9 protein-coding genes are annotated in these 6,960 nt (G+C 67.8%); 2 read left to right on the forward strand and 7 right to left on the reverse strand.

Annotated features, from left to right (window positions below; translation table 11 throughout):
* Positions 1-206 (forward strand): hypothetical protein (locus WAZ62_RS14970; RefSeq protein ID WP_422644338.1); only part of this gene is annotated, 206 nt, incomplete at its 5' end.
* Here the strand turns inward: WAZ62_RS14970 and WAZ62_RS14975 are convergent.
* The 3 genes from WAZ62_RS14975 to ftsH are packed head-to-tail and all read right to left on the reverse strand — an operon-like array spanning position 207 to position 3,297.
* Positions 207-539: a chaperone modulator CbpM gene (locus WAZ62_RS14975; protein ID WP_422644339.1), complete on the reverse strand. Its 333-nt coding sequence runs from the start codon at positions 537-539 to the stop codon at positions 207-209.
* Positions 536-1,450, reverse strand: coding sequence for a DnaJ C-terminal domain-containing protein (locus tag WAZ62_RS14980; RefSeq protein WP_422644340.1), 915 nt, complete (start codon positions 1,448-1,450; stop codon positions 536-538). The genes WAZ62_RS14975 and WAZ62_RS14980 overlap by 4 nt, the downstream gene beginning before the upstream one ends.
* Positions 1,447-3,297: an ATP-dependent zinc metalloprotease FtsH gene (ftsH, locus tag WAZ62_RS14985; RefSeq protein ID WP_422644341.1), complete on the reverse strand. Its 1,851-nt coding sequence runs from the start codon at positions 3,295-3,297 to the stop codon at positions 1,447-1,449. Before ftsH ends, WAZ62_RS14980 begins: the two co-directional genes overlap by 4 nt.
* A 112-nt stretch (positions 3,298-3,409) precedes the next feature.
* On the opposite strand from ftsH, the gene dinB reads away from it, so the two are divergent.
* Positions 3,410-4,513 carry a DNA polymerase IV gene (gene dinB, locus WAZ62_RS14990; protein ID WP_422644342.1) on the forward strand — a complete coding sequence of 368 codons (1,104 nt, stop codon included), beginning with the start codon at positions 3,410-3,412 and terminating at the stop codon, positions 4,511-4,513.
* A 113-nt stretch (positions 4,514-4,626) separates the two neighbouring features.
* Here the strand turns inward: dinB and WAZ62_RS14995 are convergent, their stop codons facing one another.
* Genes WAZ62_RS14995 through WAZ62_RS15010 form a run of 4 tightly spaced genes read right to left on the reverse strand, consistent with a single transcriptional unit; the run spans position 4,627 to position 6,818 of the window.
* The gene (locus WAZ62_RS14995; protein WP_422644343.1) at positions 4,627-4,977 is read right to left on the reverse strand and encodes a gamma-butyrobetaine hydroxylase-like domain-containing protein; all 351 of its coding nucleotides are present in this window, start codon (positions 4,975-4,977) and stop codon (positions 4,627-4,629) included.
* Positions 4,974-5,195 (reverse strand): Trm112 family protein, encoded by a 222-nt coding sequence (locus tag WAZ62_RS15000; RefSeq protein ID WP_422644344.1) that lies wholly within the window; start codon positions 5,193-5,195, stop codon positions 4,974-4,976. Before WAZ62_RS15000 ends, WAZ62_RS14995 begins: the two co-directional genes overlap by 4 nt.
* A gap of 8 nt (positions 5,196-5,203) precedes the next feature.
* On the reverse strand, positions 5,204-5,872 hold the full coding sequence (locus WAZ62_RS15005) for an LON peptidase substrate-binding domain-containing protein (protein ID WP_422644345.1): 669 nt from the start codon (positions 5,870-5,872) through the stop codon (positions 5,204-5,206).
* A gap of 10 nt (positions 5,873-5,882) precedes the next feature.
* Positions 5,883-6,818, reverse strand: a complete 936-nt coding sequence (locus WAZ62_RS15010) for a tetratricopeptide repeat protein (RefSeq protein WP_422644346.1) — start codon at positions 6,816-6,818, stop codon at positions 5,883-5,885.
* Positions 6,819-6,960 lie beyond the last annotated feature (142 nt).

The following is a 6,960-nucleotide window of genomic DNA, read 5'->3' on the forward strand; positions in this document are numbered from 1 at the left end:
GTGCTGCCGAGACGGCGGCGGCGGGCACGACCGAGGCCCGGCGTTTCTTCCCGGCCCGGCAGAGCGGCGTGAAGCCGACCCGGGTGGTGCCGATGGATATCAGGCCCGAGGACAAGGCGAATTACGACAGCGCCTTGCGCCTGATGCGCCAGAACATCGAGCGCTACACCGGCGCCACCTCGGCGGTGGCGGCGGCCGCGCCCTGATCAGTCCGTCATCGTCCTGATGGTGGTCTCGATCCGGCGGCGGACCTCTTCCGGCTCCGCCGCCAGGGCGGTCGCCAGAAGGCGCATCTGCCGCCGCAACCCGTGGATCTGGTCGAGCAGCGACAACACGACCGGCAGGGCGCCGGCATCGAGGTCGAGATCGTGGCGGAGCTGGCAGACGAGGCGGATACGCGCGAGATCGAAATCGTCGAAGGCGGGTTCGGCGTCATCACCCCGGGGCAGGACCCAGCCTTCGGCGACGAAGGTGCGCAGCTCGGTCAGGGTCAGGCCGGCGGCCGTGGCGACGACTTCGGTTTCGGTATATCGGGTCACGGCATCACCTTCCACAGTCTGGCCCGCGGGTCCGGCTTTCCTTCCGACTGCCACTGGCGCATCAGGGTTTCGAGGGCGGCATCGGGGGCTTCGGGCAGGACGATCCTCAGCGTCACGCGCTGATCGCCCGCCGGCCTGATCCCCTTGCCCTTGAGGCGCAGCACGTCGCCTGAACTGGCGCCTCTCGGCACGGTCATCTTCACCCGGCCGGTCAGGGTCGGCACTTCCACCTTGGCGCCCAGCACCGCCTCGTCGAGGCCGATCGGCAGGTCGAGCAGGATATCGTCACCCTCGCGCCGGAACAGCGGATGGGGCCGCACCGCGATCTCGACCAGCGCGTCGCCGCTCGGGCCACCGCCGAGGCCGGGGGCGCCCTTGCCTTTCAGGCGAAGAACCGTGCCGTCCTTCGCGCCAGCCGGAATGGTGAGGTCGAGGGTGCCGCCCTCGGGCATCGTGATGCGCTTCGTCGCGCCATTCGCGGCTTCGAGGAAGTCGACCTCGAGATGGAAGCGCAGGTCGCTGCCCCGGGCGGCGAAGCCCTGCCGGCCAGCGCCCTTCTGGCCGAACAGGCCCGAGAAAATGTCCGAGACATCCTCGAAATCGCCATAGGCGCCGTGGGACGTATAGCGTCCGGTCGGATCGCCTTCGGCGTAATGGCGATACGAGGGATGTTCCGGCTGCTTTTCCTGGCCGCTGGCGTCGATCTCGCCGCGATCGAAGCGCGCGCGTTTCTCGGCGTCGCTCAGCAGGCCGTGGGCGGCGGAGACGATCTTGAAACGCTCTTCCGCCGCCTTGTCGCCGGGGTGAAGATCGGGGTGCAGTTCCTTCGCCAGCTTGCGATAGGCCTTGCGGATGGCGTCGGGCGAGGCGTCTCGTGCGACACCCAGCACCTTGTAGGGATCGTCACTCAATCTCTGACCTCATGAACTTCGGGAACAGGCGGGAGGGGGCGCCGAAGATCGCGTGCCAGGGCGGCGAGCGCCGCCTCGTCCAGGGTCTCCCGCTCCAGCAGGATCCTGGCGCCATGTTCCAATATGTCGCGATTGTCGGCGAGGATGGCAAGGGTGCGGGTGAAGGTCGCGTCGATCGTCGTCCTGACGGCGTTGTCGATCTTTTCCGCCGTCGCCTCGCTGTAGCGCCGGTCGAACAGGCTCTGCCCGCCCTGGCCGAGGAAATTCGGCCGGTCGTTGTCGTAGGAGACCTGGCCCAGGGTCTCGTCCATGCCATAGCGCGTGACCATCGACCTCGCGATGTCGGTCGCCTTGGCGAGATCGTCGGCCGCGCCGGTGGACAGATGGCCGAAGATCAGCCGCTCAGCCGCCCGCCCGCCGAGGAGGACGGCGATCTTGTTCTCGAGCTCCGTCCTCGTCATCAGGTAGCGGTCCTCGGTCGGGCGCTGGATCGTGTAGCCGAGGGCACCGATGCCGCGCGGAATGATCGAGACCTTGTGCACGACATCGACGCCGGGCAGGGCGAGGGCGACGAGGGCATGGCCCATCTCGTGATGGGCGACGACCTCGCGCTCTTTCGGGTTCAGCAGGCGGTTCTTCTTCTCGAGGCCGGCGACGATCCGCTCCACCGCCCGGGTGAAATCGTCGAGACTGACGGACGCGGCCTTCCGCCGTGTCGCCAGCAGCGCCGCCTCATTGACCAGATTGGCCAGATCGGCGCCGGAGAAGCCGGGGGTGAGTTGGGCGATCGTTTCGGTATCGACCCCCTCGGCGAGGCGGATCTTCTTCAGGTGGACGGCGAGGATCTGCACCCGGCCCGCCCGGTCCGGCCGGTCGACCAGGATCTGGCGGTCGAAACGGCCGGCCCGCAGCAGGGCGGGATCGAGGATTTCCGGCCGGTTGGTCGCCGCCAGCAGGACGAGGCCCGAGGTCGGATCGAAACCATCGAGTTCGGAGAGAAGCTGGTTCAGCGTCTGCTCCTGCTCGTCGTGGCCGCCGATCTGGCTGGCGGCGCCGCGCGCCCGGCCGAGGGCGTCCAATTCGTCGATGAAGATGATGGCCGGGGCCTTGGCCCTCGCCTGTTCAAAGAGGTCGCGCACCCGGGCGGCGCCGACGCCGACGAACATCTCGACGAATTCGGAGCCGGAGATCGAGAAGAAGGGCACGCCCGCCTCGCCGGCGACGGCCCGGGCCAGCAGGGTCTTGCCCGTGCCCGGCGGGCCGACCAGCAAGACGCCCTTGGGGACATGGGCGCCAAGGCGGCCGTGTTCCTCGGGCGATTTCAGGAAGTCGACCACTTCCTGCAATTCTTCCTTGGCCTCGTCGACCCCGGTGACATCGGCGAAGGTCACCTTGGTATCGGCGACGACATAGATTTTCGCCTTGCTCTTGCCGATCGCCATCATGCCGCCCATGCCCTGTTTCTCGGCGATCCGGCGGATGACGAAGAACCACAGGAAGCCGAACATCAGGGCCGGCAGTACCCAGGACAGGAGATTGCTCAGCCAGTTGTCCTCGGCCGCGCCGGAATATTCGATGCCCTTGGCGCGCAGCTTCTCGGCCAGTTCGGGCTCGACCCTCGTCGTCACGAAATTGGTTTTCTTGCCCTCGGGGGCGGTGAATTCGCCCCTGATGTAATCCTTGCCGATGACGAGATCGCGCAGCTTGCCGTCGTCCAGCAACTGCTCGAAACGGCTGTAGGGGATGGCCTCCACCGTCTGGCTCTGCACCCAGAGGTCGCGCAGCATGAAAATGCCGAACACGGCGAGAAGGATGTACCAGAGATTGATCTTGGTCTTGCGTTCCATGGGATCGGTTCTGTTTCAGATGTCGCCGACAGGTAAACGGTGCGGCTCATTCGTGCTTTGTTCCAGGTCAAGGCTTTGCTAGAACCTCGGGCAGGGATATCGGAGTCGCCTCATGACCGGCGATGAACAGCAGGCGCCCAGCATCCGCAAGATCATCCATGTCGACATGGATGCCTTCTATGCCTCGGTCGAACAGCGCGACAATCCCGACCTGCGCGGCCTTCCCGTCGCCGTCGGCGGGGCGCGGGCGCGGGGCGTGGTCGCCGCCGCCAGCTACGAAGCGCGGCATTTCGGCGTCCGCTCCGCCATGCCTTCGGTCACGGCGCTGCGCAAATGCCCGGATCTCGTCTTCGTGCGGCCCAGGTTCGATGTCTACCGCGCGGTGTCGGCCCAGATCCGGGAGATCTTCGCACGATATACCCCGCTGATCGAGCCGCTATCCCTCGACGAAGCCTATCTCGATGTCACGGTGAATATTCCCGGCATCGCCTCGGCGACCGGGATCGCGGAGATGATCCGCGCCGAGATCCGGGCCGAGACCGGCCTGACCGCCTCGGCCGGGGTTTCCTACAACAAGTTCCTGGCCAAGCTGGCGTCCGATCACCGCAAGCCCGACGGGCTCTTCGTCATCACGCCGGCCCAGGGGCCCGGCTTCGTCGAGACCCTGCCGGTCGGTCGTTTCCACGGCATTGGCCCCGCGACGGAAGCGCGCATGAAAGCCCTCGGCATCGAGACCGGGGCGGATCTGCGCGCCCGCGACCCCGATTTTCTCGAGCGCCATTTCGGCAAGGCCGGACGACACTACTACTGGATTTCCCGCGGCATCGACAATCGCGCGGTGGAGGCCGACCGCGAGCGCAAGTCGATCAGCGCCGAGACGACCTACGACAAGGACCTGACCAGCCTGCCCGAGGTCGAGGCGGCACTGTCCGATCTCGCCGGGAAGGTCTGGCGCCATTGCGAGCGCCATGGCTACAGCGGGCGCACCGTCACCATCAAGGTGCGCGATCCCCGCTTCAACGAGGTGACGCGCAGCCGCACCCTGCGCGAGCCGGTGAGCGGCGGCGCCGAACTGCTGGCGATCGCGGTGGAGCTGTTCCTGCACAGCCTGCCGGCGGCGGGCGGCATCCGCCTCCTCGGCGTCGGCCTCGCCACCCTGACCGATGGCGACGGCGAAGCGGACCGGCAATTGCGCCTGGCCCTCGGGCCGGCGTGAGGGGCTGCCATTTCCCTCGTCATCCCGGCGAAGGCCGGGATCTCGAGCAGGCAGGGGCGTCTTCTCGTCGCGAGATCCCGGCCTTCGCCGGGATGACGACCTGGACCGGCGATCTACCGCGACAGGCCGGCGCCGTGCAGGGCTTCGAGATAGGCGGTGAACATCTCGGCCTTGGTCTCGCCGAAGCGGCGGAGCGTTTCCCAGGTGAAGAGGCCGCTGTCGTGGCCGTCGTCGAAGATCAGGCGGACGGCGTAATTGCCGATCGGCTCCGCCCCGGTGACGGTGACATTCTTCTTGCCGGCGACCAGTTTCCTGGTCGCGGGGCCATGGCCCTGAACCTCGGCCGAGGGGCTTTCGACCCGCAGCAATTCGGCCGGAATGACATCCTTGCGGCCATCGTCCCAATCGATTTCCAGCGCCCGTTCGGCGCGGCGCAGGCGGATCTCGACCGGCCAGGGACTCATGCCGAGGCGCCGTCGTCGTCGAGCGAACGCGCTTCCTCGATCAGCATGATCGGAATGCCGTCGCGAATCGGATAGGCGAGGCGGGCGGCGTCGGAAATCAGCTCGCCCTTCTCGCGGTCATAGCGCAGGGGCTGGCGCGAGGCGGGGCAGACCAGGATTTCCAGCAGCTTCGGGTCGACGGTGCCGCCGTTGGCGGGCTTGTTCGGGGCATCGGTCATGGGTTTGCCTATTGCAGCTTGGTTTCGGGGGCGCCGGGCCGGGCGGCCACCGCCATCTCGAGCAGGGCGATCATCATGTCCGCCCGGTCGCCGATGTCGCGGGCTTCCAGCAGGGCCTGCTTCTCGGGCGGGGTGAAGGGGCAGATCATGGCGAGGGCGTTGATCAGGCTTTCGGCCGGCGCCTTCTCGATCGCCTGCCAGTCGGCCGACAGGCCGTGCAGTTCGAGATAGGAACGCAGCGCGGGCGCGAGGCGGTTGCGATTCACATCGCCGGCATGAGGCGGCGGCTCCAGATCGTCGGTGAAGTCGTCGTAATCGGCGATCACCTTGCGGTAGGGGGTGACGCGCGACAATTCTTCCCGGATGCGGAAGCGGCTGATCCCGGTCAGGGTGATCTGGAAGCGGCCGTCATCATTCTCGGTGAAGCCGGTGATGCGGCCGGCACAGCCGATCGGATAGACCGCCGGTTCCGGCTCGCGGCTGGCGGGGTCCAGCGGCTGGACCATGCCGATGGTCCGCCCCGACGCCAGCGCATCCCGCACCATGGCGAGATAGCGCGGCTCGAAGATGTTCAGCGGCAGGCGCCCGCGCGGCAGCAGAAGAACCCCCGCCAGCGGGAAGATCGGCAGGATCGGCGGCAATTCCTCGATTCCGGCAAGTCCGGCCCGGGCCGACATCGCCCGCCCGTTACGCGAAGAGGATCGAGGACAGGCGGCGCCGCCCGTCGATCGCCAGCGGATCGTCGAAGCCGAGGGCCTCGAACAGCTTGACCAGCTGCTTGCGCGCCGCCTCGTCGTTCCATTTGCGGTCGCGCTTCACGATCTCCAGCAGATGATCGAGGGCGGCGGCATTGTCGCCGGCGGCATGAAGTCCGACGGCGAGATCGAAACGCGCCTGATGATCGGCGGGATCGGCCGCGACCGCCGCTTCGAGGGGGGCCAGGTCGCCGACCTTGCCCGCTTCCTCGGCGAGGGCGAGGGCGGCGCGGGCGCTGGCCACTTCGGCATCGCCTTCCTTGTCCTCGGGCACGGCGGCGAGGAATTCCGCCGCCTCGTCGAGGGCGCCGCGGGCGACCGCGATCTTGGCGAGGCCGGCGAGGGCGGCGGCATTCTGCTCTTCCATCTGCAGGATCTGCGCGAAAATGCCTTCCGCCTCGTCGCTCTGGCCCTCGGCCAGGGCCTGGCGCGCCGCCTCCAGCGCTTCCTCGACCGGCGAGCCTGCGCCGCCGCCCATCTTGGCCAGGCGCTCGACGAAGGTCTTCACCTGGCTGTCGGGCACGGCGCCGGTGAAACCGTCGACCGGCTGGCCCTGGAAGAAGGCATAGACCGCGGGGATCGACTGGATGCGCATCTGCTGCGCGATCTCGGGGTTCTGGTCGACATCGATCTTGACCATGCGCACCGCGCCGCCGGCGGCGACCACGGCCTTTTCCAGCGCCGGGCCGAGCTGGCGGCAGGGGCCGCACCAGGTGGCCCAGAAATCGACGATGACCGGGACCCGCATCGAGGCATCGATGACGTCCTGGCGGAAGGTGGCGAGGCCACTGTCCTTGACGAGATCGGCGGCGCTCGGGCCGGGCTTGCCCGCGGTACCCGCCTTGCCCTGTCCGATGAGGGTTTCCATGACTTCTGTTCCGTTGCCTGTGTCGCGGTGGCTCTTGTCGAGCGTTGGGCTCATGTTTAGGCGCCCCGGCGCCCGAAGGCACGCGGGTTTTTACCTCGGCCTGCTAGATTGGGCGGTGTGCCGGTGTGCGCAAGGGGTGATC

The sequence above is a fragment of the Zavarzinia sp. genome, from assembly GCF_049306435.1.
Lineage (GTDB): Bacteria > Pseudomonadota > Alphaproteobacteria > Zavarziniales > Zavarziniaceae > Zavarzinia.